Annotated in this window: 20 protein-coding genes and 2 tRNA genes; 7 read left to right on the top strand and 15 right to left on the bottom strand. The window is 65.3% G+C overall.

Annotated elements, in window-relative coordinates; all coding sequences use genetic code 11:
• Positions 1-24: 24 nt before the first annotated feature.
• From lepB to RX330_RS14825, 5 genes are all read right to left on the bottom strand, one after another.
• Positions 25-771: a signal peptidase I gene (gene lepB, locus RX330_RS14845; RefSeq protein WP_212081447.1), complete on the bottom strand. Its 747-nt coding sequence runs from the start codon at positions 769-771 to the stop codon at positions 25-27.
• Between the two features lie 159 nt (positions 772-930).
• Positions 931-2,094, bottom strand: coding sequence for a slipin family protein (locus RX330_RS14840; protein ID WP_317243466.1), 1,164 nt, complete (start codon positions 2,092-2,094; stop codon positions 931-933).
• A gap of 335 nt (positions 2,095-2,429) precedes the next feature.
• Positions 2,430-2,493, bottom strand: a tRNA-Lys gene (locus RX330_RS14835).
• A gap of 6 nt (positions 2,494-2,499) precedes the next feature.
• Positions 2,500-2,569, bottom strand: a tRNA-OTHER gene (locus RX330_RS14830).
• A gap of 188 nt (positions 2,570-2,757) precedes the next feature.
• Complete coding sequence (locus RX330_RS14825; RefSeq protein ID WP_212081449.1) at positions 2,758-3,594, bottom strand: LysR family transcriptional regulator; 837 nt, start codon at positions 3,592-3,594, stop codon at positions 2,758-2,760.
• A 130-nt stretch (positions 3,595-3,724) separates the two neighbouring features.
• Here RX330_RS14825 and RX330_RS14820 point away from each other — a divergent pair, with 130 nt between their 5' ends.
• The 3 genes from RX330_RS14820 to RX330_RS14810 all read left to right on the top strand — a co-directional run bounded on the left by RX330_RS14820 (position 3,725) and on the right by RX330_RS14810 (position 5,409).
• Positions 3,725-4,318, top strand: a complete 594-nt coding sequence (locus tag RX330_RS14820) for a cysteine hydrolase family protein (protein WP_317243465.1) — start codon at positions 3,725-3,727, stop codon at positions 4,316-4,318.
• Positions 4,319-4,329: 11 nt separating this feature from the next.
• Positions 4,330-4,956: a glutathione binding-like protein gene (locus tag RX330_RS14815; protein WP_317243464.1), complete on the top strand. Its 627-nt coding sequence runs from the start codon at positions 4,330-4,332 to the stop codon at positions 4,954-4,956.
• Between the two features lie 111 nt (positions 4,957-5,067).
• Positions 5,068-5,409, top strand: a complete 342-nt coding sequence (locus RX330_RS14810; RefSeq protein WP_212081452.1) for a hypothetical protein — start codon at positions 5,068-5,070, stop codon at positions 5,407-5,409.
• Positions 5,410-5,415: 6 nt separating this feature from the next.
• Here the strand turns inward: RX330_RS14810 and RX330_RS14805 are convergent, their stop codons facing one another.
• The 7 genes from RX330_RS14805 to RX330_RS14775 all read right to left on the bottom strand — a co-directional run bounded on the left by RX330_RS14805 (position 5,416) and on the right by RX330_RS14775 (position 12,270).
• Positions 5,416-6,852: an NAD-dependent succinate-semialdehyde dehydrogenase gene (locus RX330_RS14805; protein WP_317243463.1), complete on the bottom strand. Its 1,437-nt coding sequence runs from the start codon at positions 6,850-6,852 to the stop codon at positions 5,416-5,418.
• Between the two features lie 12 nt (positions 6,853-6,864).
• Complete coding sequence (locus RX330_RS14800; protein ID WP_317243462.1) at positions 6,865-7,512, bottom strand: ATP-binding cassette domain-containing protein; 648 nt, start codon at positions 7,510-7,512, stop codon at positions 6,865-6,867.
• Positions 7,513-8,214 carry an ABC transporter ATP-binding protein gene (locus tag RX330_RS14795; RefSeq protein WP_317243461.1) on the bottom strand — a complete coding sequence of 234 codons (702 nt, stop codon included), beginning with the start codon at positions 8,212-8,214 and terminating at the stop codon, positions 7,513-7,515.
• A complete protein-coding gene (locus RX330_RS14790; RefSeq protein WP_317243460.1) occupies positions 8,211-8,954 on the bottom strand; it encodes an ABC transporter ATP-binding protein in 744 nt (247 codons plus the stop codon). Before RX330_RS14790 ends, RX330_RS14795 begins: the two co-directional genes overlap by 4 nt.
• Entirely contained in the window at positions 8,951-9,994 is a 1,044-nt protein-coding gene (locus tag RX330_RS14785) for a branched-chain amino acid ABC transporter permease (RefSeq protein WP_317243459.1), read from the bottom strand. The genes RX330_RS14790 and RX330_RS14785 overlap by 4 nt, the downstream gene beginning before the upstream one ends.
• A gap of 3 nt (positions 9,995-9,997) precedes the next feature.
• Positions 9,998-10,918, bottom strand: a complete 921-nt coding sequence (locus tag RX330_RS14780) for a branched-chain amino acid ABC transporter permease (RefSeq protein ID WP_317243458.1) — start codon at positions 10,916-10,918, stop codon at positions 9,998-10,000.
• 107 nt (positions 10,919-11,025) lie between these two features.
• A complete protein-coding gene (locus tag RX330_RS14775) occupies positions 11,026-12,270 on the bottom strand; it encodes an ABC transporter substrate-binding protein (RefSeq protein WP_317243457.1) in 1,245 nt (414 codons plus the stop codon).
• Between the two features lie 184 nt (positions 12,271-12,454).
• On the opposite strand from RX330_RS14775, the gene RX330_RS14770 reads away from it, so the two are divergent.
• Both RX330_RS14770 and RX330_RS14765 read left to right on the top strand, forming a co-directional pair.
• The gene (locus tag RX330_RS14770) at positions 12,455-13,288 is read left to right on the top strand and encodes a MurR/RpiR family transcriptional regulator (protein ID WP_212081460.1); all 834 of its coding nucleotides are present in this window, start codon (positions 12,455-12,457) and stop codon (positions 13,286-13,288) included.
• Between the two features lie 21 nt (positions 13,289-13,309).
• Positions 13,310-14,131 carry an SDR family NAD(P)-dependent oxidoreductase gene (locus RX330_RS14765; RefSeq protein ID WP_317243456.1) on the top strand — a complete coding sequence of 274 codons (822 nt, stop codon included), beginning with the start codon at positions 13,310-13,312 and terminating at the stop codon, positions 14,129-14,131.
• Positions 14,132-14,190: 59 nt separating this feature from the next.
• Here the strand turns inward: RX330_RS14765 and RX330_RS14760 are convergent, their stop codons facing one another.
• Complete coding sequence (locus RX330_RS14760) at positions 14,191-15,273, bottom strand: tlde1 domain-containing protein (protein ID WP_317243455.1); 1,083 nt, start codon at positions 15,271-15,273, stop codon at positions 14,191-14,193.
• Between the two features lie 643 nt (positions 15,274-15,916).
• Between RX330_RS14760 and RX330_RS14755 the strand changes: the two genes are divergently transcribed.
• Together RX330_RS14755 and RX330_RS14750 are read left to right on the top strand one after the other, a co-directional pair.
• Positions 15,917-16,438: a FecR domain-containing protein gene (locus tag RX330_RS14755; protein WP_317243454.1), complete on the top strand. Its 522-nt coding sequence runs from the start codon at positions 15,917-15,919 to the stop codon at positions 16,436-16,438.
• 38 nt (positions 16,439-16,476) lie between these two features.
• Entirely contained in the window at positions 16,477-18,363 is a 1,887-nt protein-coding gene (locus tag RX330_RS14750; protein ID WP_317243453.1) for an adenylate/guanylate cyclase domain-containing protein, read from the top strand.
• Positions 18,364-18,417: 54 nt separating this feature from the next.
• Here the strand turns inward: RX330_RS14750 and RX330_RS14745 are convergent, their stop codons facing one another.
• Both RX330_RS14745 and RX330_RS14740 read right to left on the bottom strand, forming a co-directional pair.
• Complete coding sequence (locus RX330_RS14745; protein ID WP_212081465.1) at positions 18,418-19,920, bottom strand: glycosyltransferase family 39 protein; 1,503 nt, start codon at positions 19,918-19,920, stop codon at positions 18,418-18,420.
• Positions 19,921-19,926: 6 nt separating this feature from the next.
• Positions 19,927-21,060 (bottom strand): glycosyltransferase family 2 protein, encoded by a 1,134-nt coding sequence (locus RX330_RS14740; protein ID WP_212081466.1) that lies wholly within the window; start codon positions 21,058-21,060, stop codon positions 19,927-19,929.
• Between the last annotated feature and the right edge of the window lie 145 nt (positions 21,061-21,205).

The following is a 21,205-nucleotide window of genomic DNA, read 5'->3' as shown; positions in this document are numbered from 1 at the left end:
CGCTGCCCCGGAATGACGGGGGCCTCACTCCACCTTCCCCAGCCGTTCGAAATGCGGCTCGCCGTCTTCGTCGAGCGACCAGACGATCCGCGTCACCTTGCCGACCAGATTGTCCATCGGGATGAATCCGATCGACGGCATACGGCTGTCGGTGGAGTTGTCGCGGTTGTCGCCGAGCACGAAGAAGTGGCCCTGCGGCACCGTGAAGACGCTGGTGTTGTCGAGGAAGCCGTTGTCGACGCAGTCGTTGGTGACGTAGGACGTGCCGCTCGGCAGCGTCTCGCGCCAGCGCTTGACCTTGACGCCGCCATCCACACCGCAGGCGTTGTCGGCGAGCCCGTATTCGAGCGCGACCCGTGTCACCGGCCGGTCGTTGAGGACAAGCCGGCCCTGCCGCATCTGGATGCGGTCGCCAGGCAGCCCGACCACACGCTTGACGTAGTCGACCGACGTGTCCTTTGGCGTCCGGAATACGACGATGTCCCCATATTCCGGCTCGGCGGCGAGGATACGGCCCGAGCCCCACGACGGCGCGAACGGCAGGGAATAGCGGCCGTAGCCATAGGCATATTTCGCGGCGAAGACGTAGTCGCCGACCATCAGCGTCGGCGCCATCGAAGTCGAGGGGATGCTGAACGGCTGGTACAGCACGAAGCGGAACAGGACCAGCGGCGACCACAGCACCGGGACCAGCAGGATCAGGACGAGGATGGCCTTCCATTCGCGCGATTGCGCCCTCGACGGCTGAACCGTTTCCGAAAGACTGGTCATGCACTTGCCCTGGTCAAGAAATCTCACCGCGAGATTACGCAACCCTCGCGCGCGTGCAATCCCGGCTTCGTATTTTGGTCGCACGGGCGCCGTGACGCGTTCATGGCAAAGCGACGACAACGGATATGTGAAGGGCCGCCCATGGGCGGCCCTTCGGTTTTATGCGCTCTCGGGCGCCTTCAGGCGCACGAGCCGGGTCAGGAGGGCATCGAGGCCCTCGCCGCTAGAGGCATGGAGGTCGATGCGGCCGACCTTCTCGACCAGCCGCTCCAGCGACTCCAGCTCCTTGAGCCGCAGCAGCAGGGGGTTCTCCTCCATCAGGCGGGCAGTGTTCAGGAGCGACCGCGTCGCCGCGGTCTCCTCCTGCCGGCGGATCAGGTTCGCCTTCGCGACCCGCTCCGCCTCGACCACCTTGTTCACCAGCTCCCGGATCTCGCCGGGCAGGATCACATCCTTGACGCCGAGCTCGGTTACCTCCACGCCGGACTCGCCCACGCGTGCCCGCACATAGTCGCGCAGCTCCGCATCCAGCGCCGCCTTCGCGGACAGCACCTCGTCCAGCGTCCGGCCCGCGACCGCCTCGCGGATGGCGAACTGCACCAGGCGGTACAGCCACGCATCCACGTCGGGCACGGTCGCAACCGTCCGCTCGGGATCGATCACCCGACGGAACGCCGTCAGCGTCACCCGCAGGGCGATGCGATCCTTGGTCAGCATCTCCTGCGCGGTGATCTCGACCGCCTGGGGCCGCAGGTCGAGGCGCTTCACCTCGATCTTGCGGCCGGCGGTCCAGAAGGCGTGCCGGCCGGGCGCGAGCCGCTCGGTGAGCCGGCCCTCGACATAGAGCAGGCCCGCCTCGTGGTTCTCGACCACCGTTTCCGACGTCACGGCCGAGCGGTTGCGCTCGATCATGGCCAGATGCCGCGCGTCGACCTTGGGATCGCCGGATACATCGATGCGCTCGACATCGATGCGGGTCGCGACCTTCCAGTAGACGCGCACCTGCCAGGGCGTCATCAGATGCACGGGCCGGCCGTCGAGGCTGACGATGGCGACCTCGTCCGCCTTGGTCTCGACCGCCTCGAACAGCTCGGCGGCGAGATCAGGCCGCGCGGCCTTCAGCACCGCGTAGCGATCGGCGGAGAACTCCGCACGGACGACGTCGAACAGCTCGGCCTTCAGCTCGTGCAGAGGATCGAACAGCCGGTGCCGACCGGGCGCGAGCACGCGCACGAGCTGCCCGTTGCGCATGAGCAGCGCACGCTCGCCATCCTTGACGGTCACGTTCAGCATCAGCAAATGCCAGCTCTTGCTCGAAGTCATGGCACGCCTCCTTCGTTTGCGTCCGGCCGGATGCCGGACGACAGGTTTCATCTGCAAAGGACGTGAGGACGCGGACGACGCTTCCCGGGAGATCGACGGGCCGGGGCTTGAGCCTGCATGACGACGGGCGCACGCGCGCGATCGCGCGACGTGTGTCGCGCGGTCATGCGGAGCCACCCGGCATCGACGCAAGCGGTATCTACCCGCGGCGCAAAGCCGGTCTCACAGTGTCGTTGTTCGGACGGAAAGCCTTTCGGCAAAACGGCCGGACCGCAACTGAAGCGCGCGTCCGGTCCTCGTCAGAGGAATCAGCTTCTCAGGCTGAATCGGAGCGCTGGAGCGGGATTCGAACCCGCGTCACGATGATTAAAAGTCATCTGCTCTACCACTGAGCTATCCCTTGGTTGGTACATGAGACCGGAATCGAACCGATGCCTTCGGGTCACCCCGACGCTCTCCATGAGCTACATCCTGCATCTTCATTCGGCGGAACACGAAACCGGAGACCGGCCCGCGCCAGTCGGGATCTCAGAGAGCCCGAACCCATGGCCTAGCGAAGGAGCGGGCTAATAGACGAAGCACGTTCGGGGTGCAAGAGGGTTCTCGAAGATTTTTTGTCGCGCATCGCGCAGTGTGACGCGACGATCACAACGCGGCGCGGCGTCAAGGACGCGGCGTGACCTGGAAGCAGGCCCGCACCCAGTCGATCGTCACGCGTGTCGCGGCGTCGCGCTTGAGGTGATTTTGCACGAGCAGCCAGACGTCGCGCCGTTTCGGCAGGAGTGTGGCGCGCAGGCTGCGGTCGGCGAGCAAGCCTTCGCAGCTGTGCTCGGGCAGCACGCCGACGGCCTGATGCGACTGGATCATCGTCCTGATGATGCGGACATTGTCGGTGATGCAGCGCACGTTCTTCAGCCGCTTCGCCCGCAGGAACTGCGCTTCGGGAATGGTATCGAGCTCGTCCGGATAGACGCAGGCGACCGGGTCGCTGGAGCGATCTGCGGGCTCGAAGAAATACAGCCTGACATCGCCGAGCTTGGAGATCGTGAAGTCGCCCTTCTCCGGCTTGCGCAGGCGAATGGCGAGGTCGGCCTGCCAGCGCGAGAACTTGACGTTGCCGCTGGAGGTGAGGAATTGCAGGGTGAGGCCCGGATGATCTCGCAAGAAGCTGCTTGCCCGCGGCGCCAGCAATTCCTCGGCGACCGCGTTGGTCGAGGCGATGCGCAGGCGGCCAACCGGGCCCACCTCGCTCTCCTTGATGCGGTCGATCGCCGCGACATGGGCAGCCATCGCGCCGACATGCTCGAGCACGACTTCGCAATGGCGTGTCGGCCGCCGCAGCCCGTCCACCGCGTCGAACAGCGGCACGCCGAGATCGCGCTGGATGCGCGCCAGCCGGCGGCCGACGGTGGTCTCGTCGATGCGCAGCCGCGCGCTGGCACCGGCATAAGTCCCCTCGTCCCTCACCGCGGCAATGATGCGCAGATCGTCCCAGTTCATGCCGGCGAGCCTAGCAGGCGATGCACCGTCCTGCAAATTTGCAGCCGTAAGCTGCAATAGTCCTGCACGATGGCAGGCGGCTCCCGCGCTAGTCTCGCGCCATCCGTTATCCCTGGAAGGCCCCACCTGCATGACCACTCCCAAGACCCTGCTCGAACTCGCCGGCGCCGATCTCACTCCGCCGAAGCTCGATGAAGCCTGCCTCGTGCTGATCGACATCCAGAACGAATATTGCGCCGGCCCGCTGGCGCTGCCCGATGCGCAGCCCGCGATCATTGCGGCGGCGCGCCTGCTGGCGCGGGCACGGGAGAGCGGCACTTTGATCATTCATGTCGCGCACAAAGGGCGCGCCGGCGGCCTGTTCGACCGCGAGGCTGCGCGCGGCGCGATCGTTGAACGCCTGACGCCGCTCGCGAGCGAGCCCGTGATCGAGAAAGCGCTGCCGAACGCCTTTGCCGGCACCGACCTGCAAGCCCGGCTCGCCGCGACCGGACGCAGGAACATCGTGCTCGCCGGCTTCATGACCCACATGTGCGTCTCCTCGACCGCCCGCGCCGCGCTCGATCTCGGCCTGCGCACGACGATCGCGGCGGATGCCTGCGCCACCCGCGACCTGCCGGACGGCCGCGGCGGCACGCTGGACGCCCGGACGATTCACGAGGTCGCGCTGGCCGAGCTCTCGGACCGTTTCGCGATCATCGCGCAGAGCGATGCGCTGGCTTGACGGAGCACACGATGCTGCAACTCTATTTCTTTCCGATGGCCTGCTCGCTCTCGAGTCGCATCGCATTGATGGAGGCCGGGATCGAGGCGCGTTATCACCTCGCTCATATCTGGACCAAGCAGGTCGTGGACGACGGAAGCGATTTCCACGGCGTGTCGCCGAAGGGCGCGGTGCCGGTTCTGGTGCTGGAGAACGGCGAACGGCTGACCGAGAGCGCGGCGGTGTTGCAATACATCGCGGATGTGAGGCCGAAGGCGGGCCTTGCGCCGGAATTCGGCGATCCCGATCGCTATCGCCTCCAGGAATGGCTGAGCTTCGTCGGCGCCGAGATCCACAAGGCGTTCCTGTTTCCGACTTTCTGGTACAAGGACGACGGCTCACTCGCCAAGCCGCGCGCCAGGATTTCTCAGATATTGTCGGTGCCGGCGGCGCATCTGGCTGAGCGCGAATTCCTCGTCGGTGACAGGTTCACCGTGGCGGACGCACACCTCATCTGGGCCTTGCTGCTGCTCCGACCCGCTGGCGTCGACATCGCGCAATGGCCGTCCTTGTCGGCCTATCTCGAGCGCATGCAGGCGCGACCGGCCGTACGGGAAGCGATTGTGACCGAAATGGCCCTGCGCAAAGCGATGGTGTGACCGGACGTCACGGTCGCGAAATCCAAGCGTTTTCCCGGCGAGGGCATTTGAGTCGACGCGGCATGCGCTGATCTGGAAGGACATTTTCGATATTTCCCCCGAGGCCATTCGATGTTCGATGGCAAGTGGGACGTCACCGTGAACTGCGCCAGCTCCGGCAAGGCGCTGGGCTATACCCGAACCCTGTCAGCCACCACCGCCGGGGGCGCATTTCATGCGGAGGATCGGGACCCGCGTACAAACAGCACGCTCGCAATCGACGGACAAGTATCGGCTGACGGGAAGACCACGCTCAGTGCACGGGGCCTCACGGGTCCGAGCGCCTACACGGTCAACAATAGCGCTCCCGGCTCGCCGTATGGGTACACGATCGACGCGCAATTCGAGCGCAGCCGCGGCAGCGGCAAACGCAACGAACTGCGTCCGTGCAGCTTCACCTTCGTCAAACGCTAGCCGCAATCATACGCCGGCCTGGCTGATGAACTTGGTGTTGAAATAGCCCTCCATGGCCTCGGTGCCGCCTTCCGAACCGTAGCCGGAATCCTTGATGCCGCCGAACGGCACTTCAGGCAGCGCAAGACCAAAGCTGTTGATCGACATCATGCCGGCCTCGATAGAAGCGCCGATCGCGGCCGCGGTCTTGGCCGAACTGGTGAAGGCGTAGGACGCCAGCCCAAAGGGCAGCCGGTTGGCCTCCTCGACCGCGTCGTCGAATGACGAGAAGCGCGAGATCAGGGCGAGCGGGCCGAACGGCTCTTCGTTCATGGCGCGCGCATCCTTCGGCACGTCGCTCACGACGGTCGGTTCGAAGAAATGTCCCTTGTTGCCGACGCGCTTGCCCCCGATCTCGAGCTTCGCGCCCCTGCCGACGGCATCCTGCACCATGCCCTCGATGGCGGTGACGCGGCGCGGATTGGCGAGCGAGCCCATCTTCGACTCGGGGTCGAGGCCGTTGCCGACCTTGAACGTCCTGGCGCTCTCGACGAACTGATCGACGAATTGCCGGAACACGCCGTCCTGCACCAGCATGCGCGTCGGCGAGATGCAGACCTGGCCGGCGTTGCGATATTTTGCTGCCGCCAGGATCTTCGCGGCCGACGTGACGTCGGCATCCCCGAAGACGATCGCCGGCGCATGGCCGCCGAGCTCCATGGTGGCACGCTTCATGTGCAGGCCCGCGAGCGCATTGAGCTGCTTGCCGACATGCGTCGACCCCGTGAATGAGATCTTCCGGATCACCGGATGCGGGATCAGATATTCGGAGATCTCTGAAGGCACGCCATAGACGAGGTTGATGACCCCCTCCGGCACGCCGGCATCGGCAAAGGCGCGGATCAGCTGCGCGGGCGACGCCGGCGTCTCCTCGGGCGCCTTGACAATGATCGAGCAGCCGGCGGCGAGCGCCGCGGAGAGCTTGCGCACGACCTGATTGATCGGAAAGTTCCACGGTGTGAACGCCGCGACCGGCCCGACCGGCTCCTTCATCGCGATCTGGTAAATGCCGGGGGCGCGCGCCGGGATCAGCCGGCCATAGGCGCGCTTGGCCTCCTCGGCGAACCATTCGATCACGTCGGCGGCGGCCATCGCCTCCATCCTGGCCTCGCCGAGCGTCTTGCCCTGCTCCATCGTCAGCAGCGGCGCAATCTCGTCATTGCGCTCACGCATGATCGCAGCCGCCTTCCGCATGATCCGGCATCGCTCGAACGGCGCGATATTCCGCCAGACCTTGAAACCGGCGGCCGCGGCCGCCAGCGCCTCGTCGAGATCGGACTTTCCGGCGTGGGCGACGGTGCCGATCACCTCCTCGGTCGCGGGATTGCGGACTTCGATGACCTCGCCCGAATGGGCCGGTCGCCATGTGCCGCCGATGAAGAGCTGGGTGTTCGAGTAAGCCAACGGAGTCTCCTTTTACGTCGATCTGTGACAGATAGCATCCGCGGCGCGCGTCATCTCAGGTCCGAGATAGGCGCGGAAGCGCGGTTCGGCGGTGAGGCTGCGGAAGTCGGCCATCCGCGTTACCCCGCCGCCGGCCACGAACAGGAACTGCCCGGCGATCTCGGCAAGGATGTCGAGGTGCCAGCTCGCCGTCGGATGCATGCAAAGGACGACCAGCCTGCCCTCGTCTCGCAGCTTGCGGAAGAAGTCGAGCATGAAGCCGATATAACCGTCCTGCAGGTTGAACTGCGGTTCGTCGAACAGATGGACCAGCGGCGTCCGGGTCGGCGACGGCGCCAGCAAGGCGGACGGAATGCGCTTGCGGAAGCGCCTGACCTGATAGGACTGGTGATAGTGAATCGCGAGCCGGTCGCGCTCGCGATACTTGACCCCATGGATATCGGTGCCCGCGACCAGCACGCGCCCCGAGGTCGGCGCATTGGAGCCGGTCATCATCTCAAACAGGGTGGTCTTGCCGGCACCGTTCGGCCCGACGACACCGACGATGCCGGGCTCGTCCAGCGACAGGTTTGCCTGAAGCGTGAACGTCGGATGGCGGATGATGCGGCCCCTCGTATAGACCTTGCGGATATCATCGAGCACGAGCAGCGGTGCAGCCACTTATTGTACTCCCAGCAGGCGCTGCCGAAGGGAACGATCATCGCGCAGGACAGCGGCTTCGCCGGTCCAGACGATCCGGCCGCGGTCGATCACCGCGGCGTGGTCTGCGACCGACAGCGCGATCTCGGCATTCTGCTCCACGACAAGCGAGGCGATGCCCTCGCCCTTCATGCGCAAGATGGTGGCAAGCACGTCGCCGACGATCTTTGGTGCCAGGCCCTGGCTCGGCTCATCGAACAGCACCAGCCCGGGCGATCCGACCAGCGCTCGCGCAATGGCGACCATCTGCATCTCGCCGCCCGACAGGTTCTCGCAATCGCGCTCCATGAGATATTCGAGCGGCGAGAAGATCGCAGCAGCCTCCTTGACGCTCCAGTTGCGAAAGCGCGTACGCTTCTGCGCAATCGCGAGATTGCGCGCCACCGACAAGGTCGGACACAGCCGCCGATCGTCCGGCACCCAGCCGATACCGGCGCGCGCGATCTCATGGGTCGGATCGTGCGTCACGTCGCGCCCGTCGAAGCGGACGGCGCCGCGGCGCGGCCGGGTCAATCCGAGGATCGAGCGCAGCATGGTGGTCTTGCCGGCGCCGTTGGGTCCGAGCAGCGCAAACACCTTGGCTTGCGCGATGGCGAGTGAGGCCCCGAACAGCGCCTGGGTTTCGCCGTAGAAGGTATCGACCCCGTCCACTTCGAGGATCATGCGAACTTCCCGAGATTGGAGCGGCGGACCCATTCGTTCTGTTGCAACTCGTGCGGGGTGCCGCGCGCGACCACCTGGCCCCAATGGATGACCGAGATGCGGTCGGCGAGCGAGAACAGAAACTCCATGTCATGCTCGATCGCGACGATGGTGAGCTTGCCCTTCAAGCGCGCGACCAGTGTGGCGAGGCGCTGCACGCCGTCGGAGCCGAGGCCGGAGGTCGGCTCGTCCAGGCACAGCACGCGGGGCGCCTGCGCCAGGGCCACCGCGATCTCCAGCGCGCGACGGTCGCCATAGGAGAGGTCCTTGGCGCGGACGTCTCCCCTATCGACAAGCCCCACTGCGGCGAGCGCTTCGGACGCCTGCGCTGCAAACCGGCTATCGCCGGCTGCGGAACGGGCGATATCGTGGCCACGGGCGCGAAACTCGGGCAGGCCCAGCATGACGTTGTCGCGGGCGGAGAATTCATCGAACAGCGTCATGATCTGGAACGAGCGGGCGATGCCCTTGGCGGCAATGCGGTGCGGGCTCAATCCCGTGACATCCTCGCCGCCGAGCAGCACTCTGCCGCGACTCGGCTTCACCCTGCCTGTGAGCACGTTGAAGAAGGTGGTCTTGCCCGCCCCGTTCGGACCCATCACACCGTGAAACTCGCCCTCGGCAACCGCCAGATCGACGCTTTCCAACACGACGCGATCACCGAATCGGACGTGCACGCCTGCAGCCTCGATCATGCTCATCGCCCGCCTCCGGCCAACAGCCGCATCGCCGAGGTGCCGCGGCGCCGCAGCGCGTTGAACGAATGCCGGTGCACGGCGGCCGAGAGCGCGCCGGCAATTCCTTCGGGACGGAACAGGACGATCGCGATGAACAGCAGACCGAAATAGAGCATCCAGGCATTGGTCAACGCACCGATCACGTCGCGGGCGGTAAGGAAGACAAACACGCCAATCACCGGGCCCCAGAAGCTGACGAGCCCGCCGCCGACCAGCGTCATCATCACGACATAGCCGGATTGATGCAGGCTCATGACATCAGGGAAGGCGGCGAGCTGCGCCATCGCGAACAATCCACCGGCAAAGCCCGACACGGCGGCCGACAGCGCGAAGATTGATGCCTTGTAGAGCCACACATTGTAGCCGAGATGGGCGGCGCGAACCTCGCTCTGCTTGATCGCTGCGATGACGCGGCCATAGGGCGAGTTCACAAGCCGCCACAATGCGGCCGTTCCAACCGCGAAGACGGCGAGCACGAAATAGTAGAAGGCGACGTTGTCGCTGAGGTCGAACGACACGAAGCCGAAATCGGCCGGCAGCCGCTTGATCTTGAGAAGTCCGTCCTCGCCGCCGGTGATCCGGTGCGACTTGATCGCCAGCGTCCAGAAGATCTGGCCGAAGGCGATTGTCATGAAGGCATAGTAGATGCCGCGCCGGTGCGAGATGAACAGAGCCACCAGCACTCCGGCAAGCCCGGCCACCGCAGCCGCGGCGGCAAGACAGACCCAGAGGTTGGCGGCGATATCGAACTGGCAGAGCCCGAATGCATAGGCCCCGATGCCGAAATAGGCGCCATGTCCGAACGACGGAAGCCCGGCCGTGCCCAGCACCAGGTTGAACGCCAGCGCATAGAGCGACCAGATCAGGATTTCGATTCCCAGATAAGGATAGAGCCCGATCCGCGTGATCCAGAGCGGTACCGTTGCCAGCACCAGCCAGAGCACCAGCATCGTCGGCGTGACGAGACGCGCGGCATCGGATGACGATCTTGATCCCACAATCATTCCTCAGGCCTCGAGCACGCTTTTCTTGCCCCACATGCCCCGCGCACGGAAGGTCACGACCGCAACGAGCAGGATGTACATCGACAACAGCGACCATTCGGACGCGTAGGCGCCGGCAAGCCCGACACAGAGCCCGACCAGCAATCCGGCCACGACCGCACCCCAGAAACTGCCGACGCCGCCGAGCACGATCACCAGGAATGCGGGGATGACGGCATCGACGCCCATGTGCGGACGTATGCCCCAGATCGGCGCGACGATGATGCCGGCGACCGCGGCCAGCATCGTGCCGAACACGAAGACCAGCAACCGCAATCGCGACAGGTTGATGCCGAGCGCGCGGACGATCTCGCTGTCATGCGCGCCGGCCTTGACGGTGGCGCCGAACGAGGTCTTTTCGATCAGCAGCCAGACCAGGCCGATGATCCCGGCGGCGATGCAAGCGGCGTAGAAGCGATAGGTCGACCAGATCAGATCGCCGAACAGAAAACCGCCATTGATGGCGGACGGCACCTGTAGCACATAGTCGCGCGTGCCCCAGACCAGACGGATCAGCTCCTCGATCACCATCGCCGCGCCGAAGGTCAGCAGCAGTCCGTAAAGCGGGTCCTTGCCGTAGGTGCGACGCATGCAGAACTCGATCAGCATGCCGACCAGGCTCACGATCGCGGGCGCGATGACCAGCGTGGCTGCGTAGCGCCAGCCGAGCGGGAGCGCGAGCCACACCTTGGCAAGATCGGCCGGTAATGGCGGCCGCGGTCCCGTCAGCTGCATGGCGACATAGGCGCCGAGCGCGAACAGAGAACCGTGGGCAAGGTTGATCTGCTCCATCAGCCCGACGATGAGCATGAATCCGAGTGCGATCAGCGCGAACAACAGGCCGAGCGTCAAGCCGTTGAGGAGATGCGGAAGAAGGTCGAACAAGGTCTGGGTCTCGCAACTGACATTTGCTCACACCCGGGACGCAGATGGTCCGGGCACGCGGCGCGCGAGGCTGCGCGCCGTCCGTTCTGCGGCGTGACGTGCCGCCTCTAGGAGTCGACGGTCGGCACCTGCTCGTAGGGCGTGAGCTTGCACTTGCCGGGTGCGGCGTCATCGGCGGCCGTTTTCGGCTCGGTCCAGCGGATGATCTCGTACAGATCGGTATTGTCGGCCGGCTTCGCGTTGCGTCGCGCCAGATAGATCGTCTGCTGCATCTGGTGCGTCATCGGATCCATGTAGGCATCGAAATGCTGCATGCGATCGGTCGCCGAGACCTTGAGATTCTCGAGCTCCTTGATGATCTTGACGTTGTTGGTCGACCCCGCCCGCTCGATCGCACGGAGCAATTCGCGCGTCGACATGTAGCCGTTATAGGAGACGTTGCCCGGCACCGGGATCGGGCCGTCTTTGTTGGCCGCCTGCCATTTCTTGACGAAATCGGCGACGCCGGGCAGCTGTAGCTTGTGATACCAGGTGGTGCCGAACACGCCGAACAGACTGTCGGGCGCGCCCCAGACATCGGGCCAGTCCTGCTGGTTGTTGATCCAGGCCGGCTTGCCGTCGAGCTTGAGCTGCGCCACCTGTTCGCGCAATGCCTTGATGTCGTCGCCGCCGATCGCGGTCGCAACCACGTCGGGTTTTGCTTGCTGGATCTTCAACAGATAAGCGGTGAAGTCACGCGTGTTCTGCGGCACCAGGAGATTGTCGATGATCTTCCCGCCCGCCGCTTCGACCTGCGCCCTGGTCGCGGCAGACGTGGTGTGGCCCCACACGTAGTCGTTGGTCAGCAACATCCAGTTCTTGCCGATGGAGTCGACCGCGTTCTTAACCGACGCCTTGGAGAAATTGGTGCCGTTGCCGTCCCAGACGAATTTCACGCGCGAGCAATTCTCGCCCGCCTCGCTCGGTGCAGAGGAATTGGTGTTCATGTAGATCACGCCGTATTTGCTGGCGACCTGCGTGATGGCGTTGGCGACGCCGGAATGCAGCGCGCCGATCAGGATGGTGCAGTCCTCGCGCGTGATGAAGCGCTCGGCGACGCGGCTGCCGGTGGCCGGCGTCGTCTCGGTATCCGCGGTGATGTAGGTGACCTGGCGGCCGAGCACACCGCCTTTGGCGTTGAACTCGTCGATCGCCATCTTGATGCCGCGGAAATCATCCTGGCCGCTGTTGCCGTATTGACCGCTGGCATCACAGGTCAGGCCGAGCTTGATCGGCTTTGCGCCTTGCGCCCACGCGTGATTCTCTTTCCACGGACCAAAGAAGCTGCCTGTGCCGCCGATGACGCTCGCCATCAAGCTGCCCTTCAAGACGCTTCGCCGTGAGATCTGACGCCCTCTCATCGTTTCCTCCCGTTTTCAAAGTCTTTTGCTTTTTTCTGGGATTAGAATATTCATTCCATTTGTTATGTAAAGTGGAATATTTGGTCCAAACGGCGAAATGCCGCTAAACAGGCGTCCGATCTGGAGATCCGAGGCGATGAACAAGTCACAAGGCGCAATGAGCTACGACGAGCTGCGCGGCGCCATTGCGCAGCGGCACCGGGCGCTTTCCGGCCGGTTGCAGCAGATCGCGGAGTTTGTGCTCGATCACCCGACGGACGTCGCGCTCGGCACGGTGGCGGAGGTCGCGCAGCGTTCGGGCGTGCCGCCCTCCGCGATCGTTCGCTTCGCCCACGCGCTCGGATTCGGTGGCTTCACCGAGATGCAGCAGGTGTTCCGCACGCGCCTCGTTGCCGGCGTTGCGCCGAGCTACAAGGCGCGGCTCGCCCGTATGAAGAGCGAGGAGAAATCGGTGCTCGGCCGCCAGCCGGCCGCGGTCTTGTCGCGCTTCGTCTCGGAGGCGCAATCGTCGCTGGTCACGCTGAGCCAGTCCGTCCATGCCCGCGAGCTCGACGCCGCAACCGCGATCTTATCGAAAGCGCGCGACATCTATCTGCTCGGCCTCGGGGGATCGTTTCCCGTTGCGACCCACCTCGCCTACGTGCTGCGCAAGCTCGGACGACGCGTCGTCCTGCTCGATGGCACCGGTGGCAGCATCCACGAGCAGTCGCATGCCGCAACCGTGGAGGACGCACTGGTCGCCATCAGCTTCCGGAATTACTATCCGGACACGGCGCGGCTGTTTCCCGAACTGGTCGCGCGCGGCGTCCCCTCCATCTCCATCACAGACAGCCTCTTGAGCCCGATCGTCGAAGGCGCGCATGTGGTGTTCGAGATCCAGGACATGCCCGAGCCGGCGCTGCGCACGCTGGTCGCGCCGATGTGTCTCGTGCAGGCGATGGCGATCGGCCTCGACCTCGCGGCCGACTAGGTTTCAGAACAGGAGAAGATCATGGCAGCACATGACGGGAAAATATTGGCGGGCCAGGTGGCGCTGCTGACCGGCGCTGGCCGCGGGCTCGGCCGCGCCTTCGCGGAGAAGCTCGCCGCGCTCGGCGCCGACGTCGCCATCCACGGCATGCGCGAGAACGGGCCGGCGGAATATGGCGAGGGCACGACGCTGACCGCCGTCGCCGCCGAGATCGGAAACCAATTCGGCGTCCGCAGCCGGCGCGTGCTCGGCGATCTCACCAAGGGCGAGGACATCGCGCGCGTGTTGGCCGAGACGGAAGCCGCGCTGGGCCCGATCGACATCCTCGTGCACAATGCCGGCGGCGACATCGCGGCCGCAGGCGGCAAACCCGATCCGAACGACGCCGTTCACATCAAGGAGGCCGATGTGCGCGCGGTGCTGGAGCGCAACCTGCTCTCGACCATCCTGACCTGCCAGGCGGTCGCAAAGGGAATGATGGAACGCCGGCGCGGCCGCATCGTCACGCTTGGGTCGGTCGCCGCCTTCAAGGGACGCACCAACGGCGCGATCTATGCAGTCTCGAAGGCCGGCGTGACGCATTACACGCGATGCCTGGCCGACCAGCTGCGCCCCTACGATATCGCCGTCAACTGCATCGCGCCCGGCGATACCCGCACCGGCCGCTTCCTCGGCACGCGCGCGGTGGACCCCGACAGGATGGTCGAGACCGGCACGCTCGACCGCATCGCGACCGTCGACGAGGTCGCACGCGTCGTCGAGTTCTTCGCAGGTCCCATGGGCGCCTTCGTCTCCGGCCAGGTGCTGCGGATCGACGGCGGCGGCCAGTGCTGGCCGGGCTGAGACACAAGAAAAAGGGCCGCTGCAAGCGACCCTTTTGCATCATCGCGACCGAGCCGACGTCACTCCACCCGCGCCAGCACGGCGAGCTTGCGAATGCCCTTGTTACGGTAGGCGTCGAGGAACGCGTAATAGTCCTTGAACGACACGCAGCCGTTCGAATCGCCGTTCGGCCCGAGCATGAAGGTGTGGGCGAGCAGGCCGTCGCGGCCGTAGATCGCGCTCTCGCCGCCGATCGGGGTCAGGCGCAGCGCGGGCACGCCGTGGAACAGCGCCTCGCGCGGCTTCAACGTATAGATGTGCGGCGGAGTCACGCCGCGCATGCGCAGACGGCGGGAATCCGGATCGTCGCGGTTGGCGCCGAGGCCCGAATGCGCCTCGAGCCTGGTCCCGTCGGGGAGATACACCATCTTGGCCGTGATGTCGTAGACCGCGGTGTCACGATCATAAGGCGCCGAGCCGCCAAGCATCGGGTTCTGCTCCTTCGGCGCGATGGAGGCGGTGATGCTGGCATCGGCCGAGGCGTAGGCCAGAAGCCCACCGGACGGCTCACGCTTGCCCCAGAGTTTTTCCACCATCGACTGCCGCGGCGCGGTGATCGACATCACCGCTGCCTTGGCGCGATCTGCAATCGACTTCGGCTTCGCCTCGGGTGCCGGCACGATCTGGGCCGGATCGGCCGAGGCGAGCTGCATCTGGGCATCCGGAGTACGCTTCGCCTTGTCGGCGGCCTTGTCAGCGGTTTTGGCCGGAGCCGCCGGCTTCAGCGCTTCCGCGACCTTCGCGATCACGCTCTGCTTCGGCGCGTCCTTGGCCACAGCAACCTCGGTCGCTGGCGCGGCGCTGGCCGCGTTCGATTGCACGCCCTGCGTCGCAGCCGCGGCAAAGCGTTCGTTGAACATCTCGCGCGAGATCGGCGCGGCCACCTGCAACCGGTCCGGCAAGACCGCAAAGGCCTCCCTGACGGCCTCGCCCGCCTCGCGCAGGGCGACCCTGGGCGCGCGCTTGATCACCGGCTCGTCGTAGCCGGTGCTGCCGACGGTCGGATAGACGCTGGCGCCGAACACGTTGCTGTAGATGGTCCAGCCGGCGCCCATCACGACGCAGCCGATCGCCGCGGCGCCGAGCCAATTGGTCGTGGTCATTTTCCGGGAAGATTTCCGAAGAGAATTCTTGGACTTCCGTGCCGCGTTACTCTGCGCAGCGATACTCTTACTCATTCGCCTTGCGTCCAGGACGGTGTCACTCGGTCCCCCTCAAAGTGCCGCTGGTCACGATCCGGGAACAGCATCTCGCAGAGGGTCGGAGCGTCATTAAGGCGACTTTTAGTTAAATGCGGATTAAGTTCAGGCAGATGTGGGGCGGTCCGTTAACGCTGTCTCATTCTGAGAAAAAAGCCCGCAGAACTACGGACTTAGGGGCGTCTGTTAACCATAATTCTCGGCCGGGGCGGCGCATTCAGCAGACGTCTTCGGCCGCGTTCTCTAGACCCACCAACCAAGTCCTTTTCGTGGTCTTCAATGCCCGCACGATAACGAAGGAGCGTTGCGCGAGGCTGGTGTGCGAATGCCGCTTTCGCATCTCATGGGCGCCTCCGGTCGGCCGCTCATGCACATCGCGCGTGCCGCACGGCACTCGCCCCTGACCGAAAGTTGATCGCGCCGGACTGGAAAAGGCCGTGCTGAGGCAATAGCTGCGTGAGCGGCACTTTTCAGCAGCCTCTGCGAGTGATACGGTACCGTATCAACATCGCCTTGAACTGTGCCGGGCATGCAAACGGAGGCTGGCATGAGAAGGTTCGCGCGCGCCGGATGTTTCGCCCTGGCCTGGCCGGTTTTGTTGATGGGATATGCGGCGGCGCAGCCTGCCAATGCCGGCTGCACAGCGTCGGTTTCAGCCGCGAGCACGCAGACCTGGCGCTGCAACAACGGCATCACCATCGTTGCAGAAAACGGCGCCAGATTTGAACTTAAGGACGCCAACCGCGACGGACATATAGACTCCGTGGAGTTGAGCAGCAAAGCCCTGCTGATCGAGGTGCCCAAAAAACCCCGCGGCAATCCTTTCAAGGTGCTGACCCCGCAGGCGATTGCCGCGGTGCGCGGCACGAAGTGGGCCGTCGACGCCGCTGAGGCCAAGACCTCCGTCTTCGTCGCTGACGGCCGTGTCGGCGTCAGCCGCAGGGCTCGTGGGCGCGGCGTCGTTCTGGGCCCCGGCGAGGGCGTCGATGTGGAAGCCACCGGCGCGTTGACCGTCAAGACATGGGGGCAGCCGCGCGTCGATGCGCTGATGGCAAGGCTTGGTCAATAGGACTACCGGACTCAGAGCAAAGAAGATTGCAGCACGTAGTGACTAGACGCGTTCAGATCCTGGCGGCACTCATCCTCACCGCGCTGTGGGGCGCAGGCATCTATGCCGCGCACGCCCACGGTCATCTGCGCTTTCTCGACCGCCTCGAAGCAACGCTGACGGATTGGCGGACCCAGATCCGCGGCGTACAGCGTCCGCCCGATCTCGTCACCATCGTCGCGATCGACGATACCGTGGTGAAGCGCGGCGGCAGCTATCCGCTGCCGCGCGCCGATCTCGCCCGTGTCGTCGACACCATCGTGCAGTTCAAGCCGAAGGTCGTCGCGATCGACCTGCTGCTGGTCGACCGCAGCGCCGCGATCGGAGATGCGACGCTGGCGAACACGCTCGCCACCGGCCCCATGGTGCTCGCCGCCGCGGCAATCTTTCCCAGCGCCAGCGAGACCGTCGAGGCCAGCAGCCAGGGCCCCCTCGCCGTGCTGCCGCAGGCCGAACGCTTCCTGCTGCCGTTGCCCGCGTTCGCCGACCACGCCGAGGTCGGCGTCGTCAACGTCGCGACAGGGCAGTCGGGCTCACCTCTTTCGGTGCCGATGCTGTTCCGGACCCGCGACAAGGTCGAGCTGTCGTTCCCGTTGCGCGTCGCGGCGCGCGCGCTCGACAAGTCGCTGACGATTGCACCGGATCGCCTCATGCTCGGTGACCGCGCCGTGCCGACCGATACCGATTTCGCACTGCCCATCACCTATTACGGTCCGAGACGCACCATCCGCACCGTCAGCGCACAGGCCATCTTCGACGGCACGCTCAAACGCGACGCGATCGAGAACCGGATCGTCGTGATCGGCGCCTCGGTCGCCGGCGGCGGCGACTTCTATCCCACACCCTTCGATTCCCTGATGCCCGGCGTCGAAGTGGTCTCGACTGCGATCACGCATCTCGTTGCCGGCGACGGCATCGTGCGCGATTACAGGGTTCGTATCGCCGACGCTTTTGCTGCGATCCTGCTGCCGCTCTTGCTGGTCGGCTCGCTGGCCTGGCGGCGCAGCGCGCTCGGCATCATGGCGGCAGCTGCGGTGATGATCGCCTGGGCCGGGCTCAATACGTTCGCGTTTACGCATGGCGTCTGGCTGAATGCAGCAACCACGCTTGCCGCCGCCGTGCCCCCGTTTGCGATCTTTGCCGGCGTACAGCTGTGGGCCGGAGGCCGCCGCACGCAATATCTCGCTGCCAAGAGCAGGTCGCTGGCCCGGTTCCAGGCGCCCGCGGTGCAGGAGTGGTTGGCGCGCGATCCGGATTTTCTGTCAAGACCCGTACGGCAGAACGCGGCCGTGGTCTTCATCGATCTCTCCGGCTTCACAGGCCTGAGCGAGCAGACCGACCCGGATGCGATCCAGGAGGTCCTGAAGGCATTTCATGCGCTGATCGACAAGACTGCGGCCGATTGTGGCGGCACGATCACCGGCTTTCTCGGCGACGGCGCCATGATCCTGTTCGGCCTGCCGCGAGCGATGCCCGATGACGCGGCAAGCGCGCTGAAATGTTCGATCGACCTGCATCGCGGCGTCGAACGCTGGATCGCGTCCTTGCCGCCAGCAATCGGCGATCGGCTCGGCTTCAAGATCGGCGCGCATTTCGGCGAGATCGTCGCCTCCCGCCTCGGCGAGAGTCACCAGCACATCACGGCGACGGGCGACACCGTCAACGTCGCGAGCCGGCTGATGGAGGTCGCCGCCCAGAACGGCGCACGGCTCGCGCTGAGCGATACGCTGCTCGATGCGGCCGACTTCCACGGGGCGCCTGACGGCGTTCTGTCAGGCCCCCTGCTCGCCCGCGTCCGCGGCCGTTCGGGCGTCGTGACGGTGTGGTTCTGGCGGGATCGGGGCGGGCCGGACCAGGATGCTGCAAAGGCCGAGATGATCGGCTGAAGGCCACCGCCGTAGAACGCCGCACTCGCTGAGGTCTCCGCGAGGGCGACAAAGCTACCTTGCTTCCGGCGGCGGCGAGCGGTCCAGCACGTCGCCCTTGGCGCCTTCCAGCAGATCGATGCCGTAGGTTTCGACCACGAGCGGCCCGCGCTTGCGCTGCAATTGCGCAACCTGCGTGACCTTCGCAAAGAGGTGGTGGAGGACGGGATGTCCCTCCGGGCGCAGTTCGTCGACATACAGCAGCTTGCCAGCGAGCAGCTTTGGATCCGGCTCGACCATGTTGACCCAGCGGATGCGCTGGGTCCGCTGCACCACGCAGGTGCCGCGCGGCAGGTAGAAGGCGAGCCAGCCGGTGGTGCCGTAGTCCTGCGCGAGCACACAGGTGGCGCCATGACGCGCGCGCACCGTTTCGATCTCGGCGGCGAGTTCGCGCCAGCCGACGCCGACGCTGCGCACGGTGGCATCGCGGCGATATCCGGAGAGCCAGCCGGTATTGGCCTGCACGATCAGCGCGGCAAACATCACGATGCCGACGGGCGCGGCCCAGCGCAGGCAGAAATCCAACAGGCGCCGCGCACGCGGCTTCCACTGCACGAGGTTGACGGCGGCCGCCGCGGCAATAACGAAGGGCGGATAGACCGGCGCGAACCAGTTGGCCTCGACGCGGGCATGCAGCGAATGCCAGACGAAATAGGCGACGATGGTCCAGAACATCGTCTCGATCAGCACGCGCGAGGCCAGCGCGCCGGCCCTGTGCCAGGTCAGCGCGTGCAGGCCCATCGCGCCGAGGATGAAGACGAGCGGGGTTGCGAACGCGATCTGGGTCGGGATCAGCTCGGCGATGAAGACCGGACGAAAGTCTTCGATCTTCGCGCGCCCAAGCTGCTTTGCGAACGAGACCCATTGATGGTCCGCATTCCAGAGGATCACCGGCAAGAACAGCGCCAGCGCAACGAGGCCGCCGAGATAGGGCCAGGGCGAGAGAAACCAGCGCCGCAGTTTCGGCACGCAAGCCAGCCAGATCAGAATCGCCAACCCGAAGAACATCGCGGTGTATTTCGACAGCAGCGCCGCGCCGACGGCTGCGCCGACCGCGAGCCACCAGGCACCTCGGCCGGTCTCCAGCACCTTGGCGAGGAAGAACAGCACGAAGCTGGAGGCGACCAGCAGCGGCGCATCGGGCGTCACGATCAGCGTGCCGATCGAGGCCATCATCGTCACGTTGAGCAGGATGGCGCTGGTCGCGGCGACACGCGCGCCGCCGAACAGGATCGCGGCAGAGCGATAGACCGCATAGCTCATCGGCAGCGCCAGCAGGATCGAGACCAGGCGGACGCCGAGCTCGGTATCGCCGGCGATCATGGTGCCGGCGCGGATCACATAGGCGACCATCGGCGGGTGGTCATAATAACCGCCCGCCAGATTCTTCGACCACATCCAGTAATAGGCTTCGTCGAAGGTAATAGGTGTGAACGCGGCCGCGACGAGCCGCAAACCGACCAGCGCGAGAATCAGCAGCGCGGTGTTGCGGACGATCCGCGCGTCAGCTCCACCCATATTGCGCTATTTCTTGCGCCAGACGAACAGGCCTGACATCGCGTAGTTCCACACCACGCCCATCAGCGCACCGGCCATGCCGGCCAGCCACCAGATCGGCTCCTGGTCGTACACCGAGAAGGCGACGCCGACATTGGCGAGCAAGCCAACGCTGCACACGATGTAGAAGGCGATCAGGCCGCGCAGCAGCGCAAAGCCCCTCAACCGCTGGTCGCGATAGGTGAGGAAATTGTTGAGGATGAAATTGCTGGTCATGGCGACGATGGCACCGGCAGCCTGCGCCTCCGGGAACGGCACCTTGAACAGCTGGAGTCCGATGAACAGCGTGGTGAGGTGCACCACGAGGCCGATGCCGCCGACCATCGCGAACAGGATGAAGCGCAGCGAGACGACATCGTTGCTCAGCTTGGCGAGGACGAGACCGAGGAAGTCGAGCGCGACCATGGAATCGAGCTTGCTCTCGCCATGCTGACGCGCGCCGAACGTGTAGGGAATCTCGACGGCCCGCAAGGTGCCGCTCGCAGTCGCGACGATGTCGAGCAGGATCTTGAAGCCGTGCACGGACAGCTTTGGCGCGAGCTCCTCGAAGCGATCGCGGCGCATCATGAAGAACCCGCTCATGGGATCGGCGATCTCGACCCGCAGCATCTTCCTCGCGAACTCGGTCGCCAGCGCGCTGGCGCCGGCGCGCTGCTTGTTGAAGCCCTCGCTCTTGTAGCCCTCGATGTAGCGGCTTCCGACGACGAGGTCGGCCTCATCGCTTGCGAGCAGCAACAGCATCTTCGGCAGCTGTGCCTCGTCGTGCTGGAGATCGGCGTCGATCACGGCGACAAACGGCGCACTCGAGGCAAGGATGCCCTCGATACAGGCGCCCGACAGGCCGCGGCGGCCGATGCGGCGGACGCAGCGGACGCGGCTGTCCTGCTGCGCCAGCGCGCGCACGACGTCCCAGGTGCCGTCGGGCGAATTGTCGTCGACGAACACGACCTCCCAGGCGACGTTGGTGAGGGTCGCCTCCAGCCGCCGGTACAATACCGTGACATTGTCGCGTTCGTTGAAGGTCGGGACGATGACCGACAGTTCCGGGCCCTCTTGAGCCTGCGGCGGATGGTCGGAGCCCGGTCTGATCGCTTCGTTCATGACGGCAGCGTATATCCGCCGCGTCCTACGCTGCCAAGTTCTTGCGCTGCCAAGCCGGGGGGTCTGTGGGAAATGACCCAAAAGGGGTCCCAAAATGCCAACGACCCCGGAACGGCGGGCCGCGCGTACATCCGGCGCAAGCCCA

Origin of the sequence: Bradyrhizobium sp. NDS-1 (assembly GCF_032918005.1) — a bacterium.
Classification (GTDB): Bacteria; Pseudomonadota; Alphaproteobacteria; order Rhizobiales; family Xanthobacteraceae; genus Bradyrhizobium; species Bradyrhizobium tunisiense.
Note: the sequence above shows the minus strand (reverse complement) of the source record. Positions and strands in the feature narration are given on the sequence as shown.

Bases quoted from the DNA above. Each gene is read 5' to 3' on its own strand.
- RX330_RS14760 (WP_317243455.1), bottom strand. From the start codon at position 15,273: ATGACCACGACCAATTGGCTCGGCGCCGCGGCGATCGGCTGCGTCGTG.
- RX330_RS14840 (WP_317243466.1), bottom strand. From the start codon at position 2,094: ATGACTTCGAGCAAGAGCTGGCATTTGCTGATGCTGAACGTGACCGTC.
- RX330_RS14775 (WP_317243457.1), bottom strand. From the start codon at position 12,270: ATGGCGAGCGTCATCGGCGGCACAGGCAGCTTCTTTGGTCCGTGGAAA.
- RX330_RS14770 (WP_212081460.1), top strand. From the start codon at position 12,455: ATGAACAAGTCACAAGGCGCAATGAGCTACGACGAGCTGCGCGGCGCC.
- RX330_RS14820 (WP_317243465.1), top strand. From the start codon at position 3,725: ATGACCACTCCCAAGACCCTGCTCGAACTCGCCGGCGCCGATCTCACT.
- lepB (WP_212081447.1), bottom strand. From the start codon at position 771: ATGACCAGTCTTTCGGAAACGGTTCAGCCGTCGAGGGCGCAATCGCGC.
- RX330_RS14790 (WP_317243460.1), bottom strand. From the start codon at position 8,954: ATGAGCATGATCGAGGCTGCAGGCGTGCACGTCCGATTCGGTGATCGC.
- RX330_RS14755 (WP_317243454.1), top strand. From the start codon at position 15,917: ATGAGAAGGTTCGCGCGCGCCGGATGTTTCGCCCTGGCCTGGCCGGTT.
- RX330_RS14745 (WP_212081465.1), bottom strand. From the start codon at position 19,920: ATGGGTGGAGCTGACGCGCGGATCGTCCGCAACACCGCGCTGCTGATT.
- RX330_RS14795 (WP_317243461.1), bottom strand. From the start codon at position 8,214: ATGATCCTCGAAGTGGACGGGGTCGATACCTTCTACGGCGAAACCCAG.
- RX330_RS14785 (WP_317243459.1), bottom strand. From the start codon at position 9,994: ATGATTGTGGGATCAAGATCGTCATCCGATGCCGCGCGTCTCGTCACG.
- RX330_RS14765 (WP_317243456.1), top strand. From the start codon at position 13,310: ATGGCAGCACATGACGGGAAAATATTGGCGGGCCAGGTGGCGCTGCTG.
- RX330_RS14825 (WP_212081449.1), bottom strand. From the start codon at position 3,594: ATGAACTGGGACGATCTGCGCATCATTGCCGCGGTGAGGGACGAGGGG.
- RX330_RS14740 (WP_212081466.1), bottom strand. From the start codon at position 21,060: ATGAACGAAGCGATCAGACCGGGCTCCGACCATCCGCCGCAGGCTCAA.
- RX330_RS14810 (WP_212081452.1), top strand. From the start codon at position 5,068: ATGTTCGATGGCAAGTGGGACGTCACCGTGAACTGCGCCAGCTCCGGC.
- RX330_RS14815 (WP_317243464.1), top strand. From the start codon at position 4,330: ATGCTGCAACTCTATTTCTTTCCGATGGCCTGCTCGCTCTCGAGTCGC.